This is a genomic window from Segetibacter koreensis DSM 18137 (genome assembly GCF_000374045.1).
Taxonomy (GTDB): Bacteria; Bacteroidota; Bacteroidia; order Chitinophagales; family Chitinophagaceae; genus Segetibacter; species Segetibacter koreensis.
The window spans coordinates 35,608-48,897 of record NZ_KB893348.1 but is presented as its reverse complement, the minus strand read 5'-3'; the positions used below and the strand labels follow the sequence as shown (position 1 = coordinate 48,897).

The window sequence follows — 13,290 nt, the reverse complement described above, 5'->3', positions numbered from 1 at the left end:
AAGGCAATTATTCATTTCCTGTTTGTTACTTCAGATATTTTATTTCGCCGTTATTCTCCCATCACTTCTTTCACTTTCTTCCTCTGCCTTGGTGGTGTATCATCCATCTTAACAATTTTGGGGGTAAACGTTCCAATCGTATCAACCAATTGTTTTTGTGCATCCATTACAGTACGAATATCTTTATAGGCAAAAGGCGCTTCATCTAAACCTCCACCAATTAATTTCACCCCTTGTTTCTCCAGTTCTTCTTTTAATTGTTTTGCGGTAAAACTGTTTAATGCAGCAGTACGGCTCATCTTGCGGCCAGCGCCATGAGAGGCAGAATTGATAGATGCAGATTCACCTTTGCCTTTTACAATAAATCCTGGAGTTGTCATGCTTCCCGGAATAATGCCCAGCACACCTTTTCCCGCAGGTGTTGCCCCTTTCCGGTGTACAATCACCTCTTTGCCTTCATACATTTCCTTCCATGCAAAATTGTGATGATTTTCTACCATTTTTATAGGTTCCCGTCCAAGCTGCTTAGCAATTTTATCGTGTATCACATGATGGCACGCACTTGCATAATCGCCCGCCAGGCTCATTGACATAAAATATTCAATTCCTTCTTCTTCATCCAGTGTAAACCATGCAAGGTTTGCCGCATCCGCAGGCAGACGTCTTTTTTCCTTTGCAAGTTTTGTATAATGATTTGCAACATTTGCCCCAATAGCCCTGGAGCCTGAATGGGATAGCAACCCAAGATAGCTACCAGGCTCAATACCTAAAACAATGTCCTTTTCTGCAATGTCAACTATACCAAACTCTACAAAGTGGTTCCCCCCACCTGATGTTCCCAGCTGGCTTGCTGCCCTGTCTCTTAGCCCGCGCAGTATTGGTATTTCACCAAACTCTTTACGATATAGGATGTCGTGATCAGTACGTTGCTTAAATTCGCGGCCACTTCCAAACAAAGTTTCTTCGTTCAGTTCTCTTTCAAAATAACTCTCTCTAAACTCCAGTTCCTTCGGGTCAATATCAAATACAGATAAGCACATTCGGCAGCCGATATCTACCCCTACACCGTAGGGAATAACAGCATTTTCGGTGGCAAGCACTCCGCCAATTGGCAGACCGTACCCTTGATGTGCGTCGGGCATTAGTGCCCCTGCTACAGATATGGGCAGTCGAACCGCATTATTCATTTGCGCAATAGCACCTTCTTCAATAAATTCCCCTCCGAAAATATTATAAGCAACTCCTTCTGGTTTAAGACTGACCTCTGTTGCTGCTTTGGCAGCGGCTTTTTCTTCGCGTTCTATAAGTGCAACGGCTATTTTCCCCAGTACTTCATCTTCTGCATATTCACGTGGTCTTGCCAACACCGCTTTCAATAAATTTAAGGCATATTCCTTTGAGTTGCGTTTATAATTCTTCTCCATTATATCCATTGCCAGGCTTATTACCGGGCTTTCGGGGTAACCTATCGCTCTTAAATCCTTTCCTGATAATTTTAATTTTGCCATAATTTCTATTAACTTTCAAAAAAATTACTTTTTTGTAAAAATTACTTTACTTAAGGAAGTACGAGTATATTCGATTAATAATTAAATTGGTTGCCATGCATACAGTAGAAAATATATTAAGAACAAAAGACGAACCAACAAATACAATTGAACCAACTGCTTTGGTGATAGAGGCTTTGAAAAAACTGATATCAGTAAATTTGAGTTACCTGATAGTTTTTGAAAACGGAAAATTTGCGGGTATTTTTAGTGAGCGGGATTACACTCGCAAACTTGTACTGCAAAATCGTTCGAGCAGGGAAACAATAGTACGCGATGTTATGACAACTGACCTTCCTGAAGTTACGTTAAACAATACTGTTGAAGATTGTATGTACCAGATGAACAAACGGGGAGCGCGCTACCTTGCAGCATTTGATAAAGGTAATTTTGTCGGAATAATTACCATTCATGATTTGCTGAGAGAGGTATTGGCCAACAAGAATCATGTATTTGATAACTCCCTTACCAACACCCTTTTAAATAATGAAGAAAGCGGAAAATTCTTTTAAATAATTTTATACTCTTTTTTCAGCTTCCTGTTATTGATAGTAGGGAAGACAAAATATTTTACGGATAATTACAATTAACAAACTGCAAGCAAAAGATGCCTCGTTGCTAAGCGAGACAGCACTAGGAGTATACAGTGACCACTATTTGCATTTGTGGCACGATCAGGGCAAGTGGTACACGGATAAATATTTTTCTATTGAAAGATTAACTTCTGAATTAATCAATCCAAATTCAGCCTTTTATCTTGCTTTCTATAACGAGTTTGTAGCAGGCTTTCTGAAGATAAACCTACATGCCCCTTTAGATAATAATAAAAATGCACTCGAACTCGAGCGGATTTACCTGGCGAAAAATTTCGAAGGGAAGGGTATAGGAAAGACGCTAATACAATTGACTTTTGCGATTGCAAAAGAAAGCAACAAAGACCTGATTTGGCTAAAAGCAATGGATAGCAGTGTAGGCCCTATTGCTTTTTATAAAAAAATGGGTTTTGAAATTAGTGGAATCTATGAACTAAAACACGTCTTAATGAAAGAAGAATTAAGGGGAATGGTGATTATGACAAAAAAAATGTAAAACGATATAAAATAATTTCTATCAGAATTAAATATCACAAATCTTAGCTAGATAAAATGTAGTGTTTATCATAAGAAGTTATAAACCCCTCCTCATAATTCCTGAAAACGCAATATTTTCATCTGTCTCAATAACCATCCTTAGGCTTCTACATCAAGGGCCAAAAATTTCTTTAAAAGGAGAAGGAAATTTTACAAATACTAATACTTTTAGTAAAAAAATACTAATTTTATTGTCAAAAGTAAAATTTATGGAAGCAGGTTTAGTTTACCGACCCTCACCAGGTGCCTGGAGTCATCCCGAGTTTTATGAATATTTATTGGTTGCGCATCCAAACGAAGATGTGTGCAATAGGGTAATGGCAGAGAAGCAATCTTTTTATAGCCGATTTAATGAAAAAATAGCTATAAAGACGCGGCTGCATATTACCGTATCAAGTTTTTTGGCAAAGGAAGCTATGGAAGAGACGATAATTCGGTACTTGCAACGGATTTGTAATCAGCAGTCAGCATTTGACGTGATGTTGAATAATTACAGCGGCTTTCCTCCTCATACCATCTATATAAGGGTACAGAATCCACAAATGTTTAAACAGCTTACAAGGGAGTTAAAGGCAGTAAATAGTTATGTACATTCCTGTTCATGCCCTCCTGTAAAGCTGGTAACTAGTCCACATGTAAGTATTGCACGAAGCCTTTCCGAAGAAGTATATTTTAAAGCAATGATGGAATATTCACAAAGAACTTTTCATGAAACTTTTACAGTTGATGAATTAGTACTGCTTCGTAGAAGTAACCAATATGATAGTTGTAAACCAATCAATGTTTTTCGTCTCGCACAACCTGTAAATAATTTATTCAATTAATTCATTTTATGAAAACAGATTTGTCAACAAATTTATCATCTCTACCCGGTTATCGACTTTGCGAATATTTACTCGTATTGCATCCGCACGAGGAATTGTGGAATAAAATTATGGAGACTAAAAAAGAATTTGCAAGAAAGTTTGAAAGTCCTTCTGCAGAATGGGGGAAACCGCATATCACACTCCTCAAATTCACCCAATTGCAATTAATGGAAGAACGCATTGTAAATCGTTTTAAAATGATTGCTATGGCCATGCCTGCCTTTAAAGTTGAATTGAAAGATTTTGGAAGTTTTCCTTCGCATACCATTTACCTAAACGTAGATACAAAAGTAGCAATACAAACGCTTGTAAAAAGTTTAAAACCGGCTCAAAGCTTACTGAAAAGCAAAGAACAAAAGCCACATTTTATAGAAGAGTCATACATTACTATTGCCAGTAAATTACTTCCATGGCAGTACGAAAAAGGCTGGCTCGAATACAGTAACAAACACTTTGCGGGCCGCTTCATTGCGAAAGGTATGTTGTTACTGCGGAGGCGGGAAGGTATGAAATCTTATCAGCCGGTACAGAAGTTTGAGTTTCTGAATATGCCGGTTGTAACAACACAAGGTCAGTTATTTGTGTAAACAGGAATTTGGGTGTGACGCATCTTCTAGCAATATCACTAATTGAAAGTTGGATTGTATCGATTGCATCGGTTTTGACAATCCTTTACTTAAACAAGAAACTCAACAATTTATTTAATAATGTTTTAAAGCCTCTTTAGGGGTTTGGGGGGAAACACGATGGAAGAGAATAGTGAGGAGCTGGTTAACCAATATCTTAAAGGGCGTGGCGCTCAATTTAATCCAAGAAACAAATTCCTTAAAAATGAAAGGGTAAAAGAACATATAGAAGGTATTGACGACTGGACGGAAAAAAATGAAGCAACACAATACCTGTTAGACAATGCAAAGGGTATTGTAAACAAAGTTGAAAGTCCTGATTTAAGCCTGATGTACAGCATGAACCCTTACCAGGGTTGTGAGCATGGGTGCATTTATTGTTATGCACGAAATTCGTTTGAATATTGGGGCTACTCCGCGGGTCTTGACTTTGAGCGGAAGATTATTGTAAAGAAAAATGCAGCGGAGCTCCTCCGTAAATTTTTAATGCATCCCAAGTGGGAATGTGTGCCCATAAGCCTGAGCGGCAACACTGATTGCTATCAGCCGGCCGAACAAAAATTCAGGCTTACAAGAGGCCTGCTTGAAGTGTGCAACGAGTTCAATCAACCTGTAGCGATGATTACAAAAAATGCAGGTATGCTGCGAGACAAAGATATATTGCAGGAAATGGCGAAAAAAAATCTGGTATCTATTCTTGTATCAATTACTTCTTTCAATGAAGACCTGCGCCGGGTAATGGAACCACGAACTACAACAGGTAAACAACGACTGCGGCTGATTGAAGAAATGAGTAAAGAAGGTGTAAGGATGGGTGTAATGCTTGGCCCGATGATACCAGGATTAAATGAACATGAAATGCATAATATCATTAAAGCCGCAAGTGCAGCAGGTGCAACATTTTCAGCTTATACATTTATCCGTTTAAATGGAGCTATCAAGTTAATCTTTCATGATTGGCTGTATAAAAACTTTCCTGATAGGGCAGATAAAGTATGGCACCTTATAGAAGCAAGTCACGAAGGAAAAGTAAACGACAGCCGCTGGGGAGTACGCATGAGGGGTGAAGGAAATGTTGCAGAAATGGTAGCACAGCAATATAGAAAGTACACAAATAAGTATGGCTTGAACCATGAAAGGTTGGAGTTGGATTGTTCACGGTTTAAAAGACCTGGTGAGCAGATGAGGTTGTTTTAAAAGTAAAATTGACCAAAATCAGTAGTTGAAAAAAGTTCTATAATAAAACTACCTTTTCTATCATTTTTAATTTAAATGATAAAATAATTGGCATAGTTTTGCTAAAAATATTAGTAATAAAAGCATTCAACATATGGAAAGCGAAATTTTTAACAGCACTTATAAGGGTACAAAAAATTTTACTCAGCACGATGTCCATCGTGCCAATGCTACCGGCTTTAGCACGCCCGCTGATGAATACATGGAGAGAGGGATAGACCTGAACGAGCAATTAATAAGAAATAAACCAGCAACGTTTTTCTTCCGTATGAATGGAGATTCTATGAATGGTGCCGGAATATTTAGCGGAGATGTACTTATAGTTGACCGAAGCATAACTAATGTGAACGGTAAGGTGGTAATTGCTGTATTAAATGGTGAAATGATTGTGAGACGACTGGAAAAAACACTAAATAAAATAAGGCTCATTCCCGAGACGGCTAAGCTCTCCATAATAGATGTGGACCCTTTTGCAGATTTTGCGGTTTGGGGGGTAGTAACTTACGTTGTACATGCTCCGTAATCTTTTAAAATCGAAATTTCTAATAGGTGTAATAGTGTTATTAAGATTTACTATGAAAGCTATAATTGATTGTAATAACTTTTATTGTTCGTGTGAAAGGTTGTTTAAACCCTGGCTTAAAAACATTCCTGTAGTAGTATTAAGCAACAATGATGGATGTATAATATCGCGAAGCGATGAAGCAAAAAAACTTGGGCTAAAAATGGCGGCGCCATATTTCATGGTAAAACCGTTTTTAGAAAAACAGGGTGTGCAGGTCTTTTCTTCTAACTATGCTCTATACGGAGATTTAAGTAAGCGGGTGATGGAGACAATTGCAAGTATTCTCCCTGAAAATTGTATTGAGGTTTACTCTGTTGATGAAGCATTTCTCGACCTTAGTAATGTTTCCCCTATCGAGTTGAATGATGTTGTAAAAAATATAAAAGATACTGTAGAGTTATGGACAGGCATTGCAGTATCAATAGGTGTTGCGCCAACAAAGACATTATCAAAAATAGCAAATCACCTGGCAAAAACAAACAAGGAAAAAAGTAATTGCCTTCTGGTCTTAGACACACCAGATAAAATAGCGGCAGCTCTGAAACGAACACCGGTAGATGAAATCTGGGGGATAGGAAAACAATTTGCCGCAAAAATTGAAAAACTTAATGTCAAAACTGGTTACGAGCTGCAATTAATGCCTGAAGAATGGTTTCGAAAAAATTTAGGTGGCGTTGTAGGCGTTAGACTTTTACATGAGTTACAAGGTTCGCCTTCCATAGGAATAGATGAACAATTATCAACAAAAAAAATGGTTTCATGTACCAGGAGATTTGAGCGTCCTCTAACAGATTTAAAATTTATAAAAGAAGCAGTCGCCACATACGTATCAAGGGCAGCAGAAAAATTACGAAGGCAGCAAAGCGCAGTTAAAACATTGAGCGTTTTTATAATACCAAAAGAGTTTAAGAGAGGAAAAGTATACAAACCATTAGAGCCGGTAACTACCCAAATGAAACTGCCTGTAGCAACATCAAGAACGAACGAACTAATTAAGCAGGCACTTATTTTAGTAGAACAAATTTTTAAAGAGGGAGCAACTTACGAAAAAGCAGGGGTAATCTTTTCCGACTTAACTCCCGACTCATCTTTGCAGGGAAACTTTTTTTCTCCGCAAGCAGGATTTGGACAACGATATTTAATGAGCCAGGTAGATAATGTTAATTTTAGCATGCGAAACGAAAAAGTAAAGTTTGCATCGGCAGGCGTTGCAAAGCCATGGAAAATGAAGCAGGAATTTTTAAGCTCGGGATATACAACAAGGTGGAACGAATTGAGATTGATAAGCTAGCAAAAAAATATTAATGAAAGTTTTCCCACACATTTTGTAAACTAATTCACCAGCGCATTGTTATTAAAAAGTAGAGACACATTTGAATTTTTGCGGAGCCAAAGGGCATTGTTTTTGTGTCGCTACATTTAAAACATTTTTATTATGGCAGAACAATCTTTTCAATTATTACTAAATGGTGTTCCTTACGAGGTAAAAGCTAAGCCTTTTGAATTTAATGATGAGACTAGGTTCAGCGTTAGTTATAACGGTAGCGATGAATATGTTTTTACCTATGATACCAATGTAGGTCAATATGTTTCTATTGGTGATGACTCAGATACAATTCCGTCTGATCTGGAGGTTGCCATAGCTGACCGCTTATATTCCCTTGCATAAAATCACTTCAATATTAATTTATAGTAGATTTATATTTACTATCATTTAGCGTTCCTTTAAATTGGGCGCTTTTTTGTTCACATTTATTCAAGCTGCCTGGTAGGAAGCGTTCTGAAAAAGCGGAGACAAATTTTTAGAACACAATTGTACATCTTACAACTGTCAGTGTAAGCACTTATTTTTGCAGGGTATGAATGTAAGTGATGATTTGCAGACCCGTTGGTGGAGTCTGGAGGCAAAATTATTAGAGCGATTTGGGAAAAAGCCCGACATGGAGGCTGTTCTTTTCTTAATAGGCATGCAGGAAACAGGTTTTATTCAATCAAAAATTACGAAAGAACAGAAACAGGACCTAATGCATGTAGCGGTATGTACGTTATTAAGCCAAAGCGGATATTATATATTGGAAGGAAAAGATGAGGAAGGATGGCCACATTTTAAGCAATTGAAAGAAATTCCCTCGCTGCACTTAATAGAACAGGAGAATTTTTTAAAAGACCATATTTTGTTATACTTTGAAAAAAACGGGTTTTAATGCATAGAGTGTTTAATAGATTTTGGTGGTTAATAATAATAGCAGCAATTATATCAGCTCCTGTTTTCGGTCAAAAAGGAAAATCAACAAATAAAAAAGTATTACCGAAATTATCGATCGACAAGTCTAAGGTTGTTTTAGCCGATAACCAACCTGCAGAGTCAGGGGTATCAAAAGAAAGACTTGTAGAAATATCTACAGAGTACGGGGTAATGGTCGCCAAACTATATGATAGCACTCCTCGTCATCGCGACAACTTCGTAAAGCTTGTTGAGCAAAAGTTTTATGACAGCTTACTATTTCACCGCATCATCAATCAATTTATGATACAGGGCGGAGATCCCACAAGCAAGGTGGCTGCTGACAGTGTTCGCCTTGGTAGCGGAACTGGTCCGGGCAATAAAATACCAGCAGAGTTTAAACCATTTTTGTTTCATAAAAAAGGTGCATTAGCCGCGGCACGAGATGGCAACCCTGAAAAGGCCAGTAGTAATTGCCAGTTTTATATTGTGCAGGGTAAAGTATATTCTCCTGACGACCTTGATAAAATTTACAATGCCCGGGTGAAGGATGCGAATCCTTTTTTCACGTACACAAAGGCTCAGAAAGAAATATATAAGCGGATAGGAGGAACACCTTTTCTAGATCAGAATTACACGGTTTTTGGAGAAGTTATAAGTGGTTTGGACGTGTTAGATAAGATTGCCCAGTTACCGAAAGATGAAGCTGACAGACCTTTGAAAAATGTAAGGATGAAAATAAAAATGCTTAATTAGCTCTTTACAGAATTTTCTTTTAATATTTGTATCTAAAAAAACAACTCCATGAATTTTCCTGATAATCTGCGCTATACAAAAGACCACGAATGGGTAAAACTTGAAGGAAATACTGCAACAGTTGGTATCACAGAATTTGCCCAGAAAGAGCTTGGAGATATTGTGTATGTTGATATCGATACTGTCGGTAAATCTTTTGATGCAGAAGCTGTTTTCGGTACTGTAGAAGCTGTTAAAACAGTAAGTGATCTTTTTCTTCCATTATCAGGAACTATTGACAAAGTAAATCCTGCATTAGCTAATCAGCCGGAACTCGTTAATACCAATCCTTACGAAGATGGATGGATGATAAAAATGACTGTTACTGACCCGGCCGAGTATGATAATTTATTAACTGCAGAGGCTTATCAAAAACTTATTTCTTAGAAACAAAATCTAAGGCGAAGTGCTTTTCGTATATACAAATACGCTTCCGCCCATAACCATTTTCTCTAACTCTGCCATTGAATAATAGTATTGTATACCAGGAAAGCGAATTGGTGATGTTGTTGAAGCAGCATCATGAAACTGCTTTTAGCTATTTATATGATCATTATTCGGCCTCTTTATATTCTGTAATACTTAGTATTATACCTGATCGTGAGTTGTCAAATGACATTTTACAGGAAGTTTTTGTGAAAATCTTTCGTCAGATAGAAACTTATGATTCCAGTAAAGGAAGGCTCTTTACCTGGATGCTTAATATTGCGAGAAATGCAAGTATAGATGCTTTAAGGAGTAAGAATTACCAACGAAGCCAACAAAATCGTGAACTTACAGAAAACGTTTACGAGAGGGGTGGAAGCACACAAACAAATACTGACAAAATTGGTCTGAGAAAAATAGTTAATAAATTAAAAGAAGAATACCGGGTTTTAGTAGAGCTATCATACTTTGAAGGGTTTACACAAGAAGAGATATCTAAAATGCTAAATATACCATTAGGAACAGTTAAGACGAGATTACGAACAGCTCTAATTCAATTAAAACAAGTTATAAAAACGTAAGTGGATATACAGGCTTACATACAAAGTGGAATAATTGAAAGTTACGTGCTTGGCATTGCAAGTGCCGAGGAGGTGGCCGAATTAGAGATTCTCCAACTCCAATTTCCTGAAGTTGCAGAGGCGGTTTCAGAATTCTCTTCATCGATCGAGGAATATTCCCTAAAAAACGCGATCGCACCTCCACCTGTTGTTAAGAGCAACATAATGGCGGCTATTAAAAAAGAGCAAACTTTTCCTCCCGTTATTTCATTACCAACCGGTGCCCCACCTACTGCTGATATCTCTGCTAAACATTATAGTATTTTAAGGATGTTTGCAGCAGCTTCAGTGATTTTGTTTTTGGTCAGCGGTGGGTTGAATTTGTATTTGTATAAGCAGTACGCTCAAAAAAGTGGTGATTACCGGGCGTTATTAGCTGAAAGAAATTCGCTTTTAGTGAATAACCAGGTATACCAGACGCATTTGCGTCAATGGCAGTCAGCGGCAGAAATGATGGCAGATCCGGCAATGGCAATGATTAAAATGAAAGGAACTGCGGGAAGGGAACAAAACCTTGCTACCATTTTTTGGAATACCACTAATAAAGATGTATACCTCATGCCAAACAAACTGCCTCATCCATCGAAAGGCAAACAGTTTCAACTATGGGCATTAGTAAATGGCAAACCAGTAGATGCAGGTATGTTGTCACCTGATTGTGAAGGGGTCTGTAAAATGAAAAACATACCACAAGCACAGGCTTTTGCTATAACTCTTGAAAACGAGGGAGGCAGCCCAACTCCTAACATGCAGGAAATGTATGTACTTGGAAAAGTATAAATTTTTCTACAGTCGTATTGGAAGTACCTATCTTTTTAAATTTAACATTTACAAAATCCATCTCCGATTCATAGTACTGCACTTAGTAATAATCTAGTTATACTTTTGTTTTTTTATTAAATAGTTAAGAAGAGTAACAATTTATGAGAGCAATATATTTTATCCCTGCAATAATTTGGTTTATTATTTCTATTGTTCTCCTTACCCTCCCGGGGAATGATCTTCCCCACAACAGCTTTTTTGATTTGCCTTTTTTTGATAAATACGTGCACTTCGGAATGTTTTTTCTGCTTACTGTTCTTTTTTCTTTTCCCTTTTATAAACTTCCGGCTAAACCAACAGCTGTAATATCGATATTCTACAAAGTGTCTTTTTTTGTTATTTTATATGGAGTAATTATGGAATTTGTACAAAAATTTTTCACTTTCGAAAGATCTTTTGATGTTGTAGATATTTTATTTGACTCTTTAGGCAGCCTGGCAGGCTTATTTGCGATAAGACAAATTTTTTACAAAAAAATAGGCCCCAATGAAAATCGGGGCCGCAACCAAAACTAACTGCTTATGAGAAAATTTGACTACTTTATAATATGTAATCTAATAATAATTAGACAAAGTTTGTGCCAATCTAAAGTCACTTAATGCTAAAGATGAGCACAGCCCTTTTTTATAGGCGTGCTAACAATCTTTTTAACTAAACATGCCCTTAATCTTACCCAATACGCCATCTCCGTTTTTATCATTTCCGCCAAAGTTGTTAAGCATATCTCCAATACCACCTCCGGTTAGGCTGCCAAGTATATTTTTTAAATCAAAACTGTTATCACTAGGGTCATTTGTTTTATGAACAAATTTTTGTAAGACAGCCGGTATTAAACCCGCCGCTATCTGGCTGGCTTTTCCATGATCAAGACCAAACTTATTTATCAAATTCTCAATAAATCCCGACTGTATGTTTTGAGTAACTGGAGAACTTAGTGCAGCCTCGCCGCCACCATTAAAAAGATTAACAACGCTATCTGCATTTCCGTTAGCGACAGCAGTTTTTAACCCACTTACAATTGAACTTGAAGCATCAGCTACTGCTTCTTCATTTCTTTCATTGGGAATTGCAGGATTATTAATGATGGTATCACCTGCATATTGTCTCACTAAATTCTGAAGATTTTCAAGCATAATATTATTTTTTATAGCTGTATACTTAAAAAGATTAAGCCACAAAAAACTATTAAAATTCTTAGCTTACCTGGTTTGCCATCTTCTCGGCGTTTTCAGCCATTTGCAATTGTTCAATAAATTCATCGATATCCCCATTAATAACAGCATCAAGGTTGTAAGAAGTCAGTCCAATTCTATGATCGGTAACCCTTCCCTGCGGCCAGTTGTATGTTCTTATTTTAGCACTGCGATCACCTGTACTCACCAAAGTTTTTCTGTGCCTGCTTATTTCATCTTCCTGTTTGCGTACCTGCTCCTCGTATAACCTTGACCGTAGCATGTTCATTGCTTTTTCACGGTTACCCAGCTGGCTCCGCTCTGTCTGGCAAACAACAACAGTGCCTGTAGGAATATGTGTAAGCAACACTTTAGTTTCCACCTTATTTACATTTTGCCCGCCTGCACCACCGCTGCGGGCTGTCTCCATTTTTACGTCACTTTCTTTTAGTTCAAAGTCAATTTCTTCTGCTTCAGGCATTACTGCCACAGTAGCCGCTGATGTATGTACACGGCCCTGTGTTTCAGTGTTGGGCACACGCTGTACCCGATGAACGCCACTTTCAAACTTCAGTGTTCCGTACACATCATCTCCCTGTACTTCCACCATAACTTCTTTATAACCTCCAACAGTTCCTTCACTTTCGCTTACTATGGCTGTTTTCCAGCCTCGTTTGTTACAATAGCGCAAGTACATATTTAGCAGATCTCCGGCAAACAAACTTGCTTCGTCTCCTCCCGTACCTGCCCTTATTTCAAGGATCGCGTTTTTATCATCTTGTGGATCTTTCGGTATCAACAGCTTTGTTAACTCTTTTTCCAGCCTTTCTTTTTTCTCTTCAAGTTCAGGCAATTCCATTTTAGCAAGTTCACGCATGTCCTCGTCCGAACTGTTAAGCGCATCCTTACTTAAATCGTATTCTGACAAAACCTTCTTATATTCCTCAAAAGGTGTAACAATTTCCTCAAGACTGCGATATTCTTTACTTAACCGCTGAAATTCTTTTTGATTCGCAATAATTTCAGGATTGGTCAAGGCAACACTAACCTGCTCAAATCGTCCCTTTATTGCTTCAAGCTTATCTAACATCGAATTTTAATTATATTGTTGTTGTAACCCTCTTCAGTAATTTTTTCTAAATTGGAGAAGCCGATCCGATTTTTTAAATCGCTTCACTTTTACTGTACCTCTCTCTTGCGACTAAGACGCCACGTAAAAAATTAGTGTAAAGAATACCTTTCTTTATCTTCCTAATACCCT

17 protein-coding genes are annotated in these 13,290 nt (G+C 37.6%); 14 read left to right on the top strand and 3 right to left on the bottom strand.

Features of this window, described 5'->3' with window-relative positions:
* Positions 1-50: 50 nt before the first annotated feature.
* Positions 51-1,508 carry an RtcB family protein gene (locus tag B154_RS0119630; protein ID WP_018616033.1) on the bottom strand — a complete coding sequence of 486 codons (1,458 nt, stop codon included), beginning with the start codon at positions 1,506-1,508 and terminating at the stop codon, positions 51-53.
* A gap of 95 nt (positions 1,509-1,603) precedes the next feature.
* Between B154_RS0119630 and B154_RS0119625 the strand changes: the two genes are divergently transcribed.
* The 14 genes from B154_RS0119625 to B154_RS0119555 all read left to right on the top strand — a co-directional run bounded on the left by B154_RS0119625 (position 1,604) and on the right by B154_RS0119555 (position 11,372).
* Positions 1,604-2,059: a CBS domain-containing protein gene (locus B154_RS0119625; RefSeq protein ID WP_018616032.1), complete on the top strand. Its 456-nt coding sequence runs from the start codon at positions 1,604-1,606 to the stop codon at positions 2,057-2,059.
* A 103-nt stretch (positions 2,060-2,162) separates the two neighbouring features.
* Positions 2,163-2,636, top strand: a complete 474-nt coding sequence (locus B154_RS0119620; RefSeq protein WP_018616031.1) for a GNAT family N-acetyltransferase — start codon at positions 2,163-2,165, stop codon at positions 2,634-2,636.
* 250 nt (positions 2,637-2,886) lie between these two features.
* The gene (locus tag B154_RS0119615; RefSeq protein ID WP_157580881.1) at positions 2,887-3,501 is read left to right on the top strand and encodes a 2'-5' RNA ligase family protein; all 615 of its coding nucleotides are present in this window, start codon (positions 2,887-2,889) and stop codon (positions 3,499-3,501) included.
* Positions 3,502-3,509: 8 nt separating this feature from the next.
* Positions 3,510-4,130 carry a 2'-5' RNA ligase family protein gene (locus B154_RS0119610; protein ID WP_033412081.1) on the top strand — a complete coding sequence of 207 codons (621 nt, stop codon included), beginning with the start codon at positions 3,510-3,512 and terminating at the stop codon, positions 4,128-4,130.
* Between the two features lie 159 nt (positions 4,131-4,289).
* Positions 4,290-5,366, top strand: coding sequence for a PA0069 family radical SAM protein (locus B154_RS0119605; protein ID WP_018616028.1), 1,077 nt, complete (start codon positions 4,290-4,292; stop codon positions 5,364-5,366).
* Between the two features lie 133 nt (positions 5,367-5,499).
* Positions 5,500-5,928 (top strand): LexA family protein, encoded by a 429-nt coding sequence (locus tag B154_RS0119595; RefSeq protein ID WP_018616026.1) that lies wholly within the window; start codon positions 5,500-5,502, stop codon positions 5,926-5,928.
* A gap of 52 nt (positions 5,929-5,980) precedes the next feature.
* Positions 5,981-7,261 carry a Y-family DNA polymerase gene (locus B154_RS0119590; RefSeq protein ID WP_026260312.1) on the top strand — a complete coding sequence of 427 codons (1,281 nt, stop codon included), beginning with the start codon at positions 5,981-5,983 and terminating at the stop codon, positions 7,259-7,261.
* 144 nt (positions 7,262-7,405) lie between these two features.
* Entirely contained in the window at positions 7,406-7,639 is a 234-nt protein-coding gene (locus B154_RS0119585; protein ID WP_018616023.1) for a hypothetical protein, read from the top strand.
* Positions 7,640-7,829: 190 nt separating this feature from the next.
* Complete coding sequence (locus B154_RS0119580) at positions 7,830-8,174, top strand: hypothetical protein (RefSeq protein WP_018616022.1); 345 nt, start codon at positions 7,830-7,832, stop codon at positions 8,172-8,174.
* Positions 8,174-8,950: a peptidylprolyl isomerase gene (locus B154_RS0119575; RefSeq protein ID WP_018616021.1), complete on the top strand. Its 777-nt coding sequence runs from the start codon at positions 8,174-8,176 to the stop codon at positions 8,948-8,950. Before B154_RS0119580 ends, B154_RS0119575 begins: the two co-directional genes overlap by 1 nt.
* A 48-nt stretch (positions 8,951-8,998) precedes the next feature.
* Positions 8,999-9,376, top strand: coding sequence for a glycine cleavage system protein GcvH (gene gcvH, locus B154_RS0119570; protein WP_018616020.1), 378 nt, complete (start codon positions 8,999-9,001; stop codon positions 9,374-9,376).
* A gap of 77 nt (positions 9,377-9,453) precedes the next feature.
* Positions 9,454-9,996 carry an RNA polymerase sigma factor gene (locus B154_RS0119565; protein WP_033412079.1) on the top strand — a complete coding sequence of 181 codons (543 nt, stop codon included), beginning with the start codon at positions 9,454-9,456 and terminating at the stop codon, positions 9,994-9,996.
* A complete protein-coding gene (locus tag B154_RS0119560; protein WP_018616018.1) occupies positions 9,997-10,815 on the top strand; it encodes an anti-sigma factor in 819 nt (272 codons plus the stop codon).
* Positions 10,816-10,958: 143 nt separating this feature from the next.
* A complete protein-coding gene (locus tag B154_RS0119555) occupies positions 10,959-11,372 on the top strand; it encodes a VanZ family protein (RefSeq protein WP_018616017.1) in 414 nt (137 codons plus the stop codon).
* Positions 11,373-11,504: 132 nt separating this feature from the next.
* Here B154_RS0119555 and B154_RS0119550 read toward each other — a convergent pair whose 3' ends face one another.
* A complete protein-coding gene (locus B154_RS0119550) occupies positions 11,505-11,990 on the bottom strand; it encodes a DUF937 domain-containing protein (protein WP_018616016.1) in 486 nt (161 codons plus the stop codon).
* 61 nt (positions 11,991-12,051) lie between these two features.
* On the bottom strand, positions 12,052-13,119 hold the full coding sequence (gene prfA / locus B154_RS0119545) for a peptide chain release factor 1 (RefSeq protein ID WP_018616015.1): 1,068 nt from the start codon (positions 13,117-13,119) through the stop codon (positions 12,052-12,054).
* Positions 13,120-13,290 lie beyond the last annotated feature (171 nt).

Excerpts from the sequence above, each read along its gene's own strand:
- B154_RS0119630 (WP_018616033.1), bottom strand. The coding sequence starts at position 1,508 with ATGGCAAAATTAAAATTATCAGGAAAGGATTTAAGAGCGATAGGTTAC.
- B154_RS0119625 (WP_018616032.1), top strand. The coding sequence starts at position 1,604 with ATGCATACAGTAGAAAATATATTAAGAACAAAAGACGAACCAACAAAT.
- B154_RS0119615 (WP_157580881.1), top strand. The coding sequence starts at position 2,887 with ATGGAAGCAGGTTTAGTTTACCGACCCTCACCAGGTGCCTGGAGTCAT.
- B154_RS0119610 (WP_033412081.1), top strand. The coding sequence starts at position 3,510 with ATGAAAACAGATTTGTCAACAAATTTATCATCTCTACCCGGTTATCGA.
- B154_RS0119605 (WP_018616028.1), top strand. The coding sequence starts at position 4,290 with ATGGAAGAGAATAGTGAGGAGCTGGTTAACCAATATCTTAAAGGGCGT.
- B154_RS0119595 (WP_018616026.1), top strand. The coding sequence starts at position 5,500 with ATGGAAAGCGAAATTTTTAACAGCACTTATAAGGGTACAAAAAATTTT.
- B154_RS0119590 (WP_026260312.1), top strand. The coding sequence starts at position 5,981 with ATGAAAGCTATAATTGATTGTAATAACTTTTATTGTTCGTGTGAAAGG.
- B154_RS0119585 (WP_018616023.1), top strand. The coding sequence starts at position 7,406 with ATGGCAGAACAATCTTTTCAATTATTACTAAATGGTGTTCCTTACGAG.
- B154_RS0119580 (WP_018616022.1), top strand. The coding sequence starts at position 7,830 with ATGAATGTAAGTGATGATTTGCAGACCCGTTGGTGGAGTCTGGAGGCA.
- B154_RS0119575 (WP_018616021.1), top strand. The coding sequence starts at position 8,174 with ATGCATAGAGTGTTTAATAGATTTTGGTGGTTAATAATAATAGCAGCA.
- gcvH (WP_018616020.1), top strand. The coding sequence starts at position 8,999 with ATGAATTTTCCTGATAATCTGCGCTATACAAAAGACCACGAATGGGTA.
- B154_RS0119555 (WP_018616017.1), top strand. The coding sequence starts at position 10,959 with ATGAGAGCAATATATTTTATCCCTGCAATAATTTGGTTTATTATTTCT.
- B154_RS0119550 (WP_018616016.1), bottom strand. The coding sequence starts at position 11,990 with ATGCTTGAAAATCTTCAGAATTTAGTGAGACAATATGCAGGTGATACC.
- prfA (WP_018616015.1), bottom strand. The coding sequence starts at position 13,119 with ATGTTAGATAAGCTTGAAGCAATAAAGGGACGATTTGAGCAGGTTAGT.